The organism is Brevundimonas sp. TWP2-3-4b1 (genome assembly GCF_049897665.1).
Taxonomy (GTDB): domain Bacteria; phylum Pseudomonadota; class Alphaproteobacteria; order Caulobacterales; family Caulobacteraceae; genus Brevundimonas; species Brevundimonas subvibrioides_B.
Window position 1 is genome coordinate 1 of the sequence record NZ_JAFCWQ010000065.1, and the last position, 1,285, is coordinate 1,285.

At 65.1% G+C, this 1,285-nt stretch carries 1 protein-coding gene; it reads left to right on the forward strand.

What is annotated here, in order from left to right:
• Positions 1-1,191: elongation factor Tu (gene tuf, locus ACP7A5_RS17935; protein WP_426043160.1), on the forward strand; the 1,191-nt coding region annotated here is incomplete at its 5' end.
• Positions 1,192-1,285 lie beyond the last annotated feature (94 nt).

Sequence of the window (1,285 nt, forward strand, 5' to 3'; positions counted from 1 at the left end):
ATGGCCAAGGAAAAGTTCGAACGTAACAAGCCGCATTGCAACATCGGCACGATCGGTCACGTGGACCACGGCAAGACGACGCTGACGGCTGCGATCACGATGGTTCTGGCCAAGGCCAGCGGCGGCAAGGCGATGAACTACGCCGACATCGACGCCGCGCCGGAAGAAAAGGCCCGCGGCATCACGATCAACACCGCGCACGTGGAATATGAGACGGCTGCCCGTCACTATGCCCACGTCGACTGCCCCGGCCACGCCGACTATGTGAAGAACATGATCACCGGCGCCGCCCAGATGGACGGCGCGATCCTGGTGGTCTCGGCCGCCGACGGCCCGATGCCCCAGACCCGCGAGCACATCCTGCTGGCCCGTCAGGTCGGCGTGCCGGCCCTGGTGGTGTTCATGAACAAGGTCGACCTGGTCGACGACGCCGAGCTGCTCGAGCTGGTCGAGATGGAGGTGCGCGAGCTGCTTTCGTCCTACCAGTTCCCGGGCGACGACATTCCGATCACCATGGGCTCGGCCAAGGCCGCGACCGACGGCGTGAACCCGGAAATCGGCGAGCAGCAGGTTCTGAAGCTGATGCAGACCGTGGACGACTACATCCCGCAGCCGGCCCGTCCCCTGGACCTGCCGTTCCTGATGCCGGTGGAAGACGTGTTCTCGATCTCGGGCCGCGGCACCGTGGTCACGGGTCGTATCGAAAAGGGCATCGTCAAGGTCGGCGAGGAGGTCGAGATCGTCGGCATCCGTCCGGTCCAGAAGACGACCTGCACGGGCGTGGAAATGTTCCGCAAGCTGCTGGACCAGGGCCAGGCGGGCGACAACGTCGGCGTGCTGCTGCGCGGCACCAAGCGTGAGGACGTCGAGCGCGGCCAGGTCCTGTGCAAGCCCGGCTCCATCACGCCCCACACCAAGTTCGTCGCCGAGGCCTACATCCTGAACAAGGAAGAGGGCGGCCGTCACACGCCGTTCTTCACCAACTACCGCCCGCAGTTCTACTTCCGCACCACGGACGTGACCGGGATCGTTCAGCTGAAGGAAGGCGTCGAGATGATCATGCCCGGCGACAACGCCGAGCTGAACGTCGAACTGATCACCCCGATCGCCATGGACCAGGGCCTGCGCTTCGCCATCCGTGAAGGCGGCCGCACCGTCGGCGCCGGCGTCGTCGCCAAGATCGTCGAGTAGTCAACACGACGGCCCGAATGGGCTGACTGAACGAGGCCCCGGAGCAATCCGGGGCCTTTTTCTTTGCCCTTCTCCCCCTGCGGGAGAAGGTGGC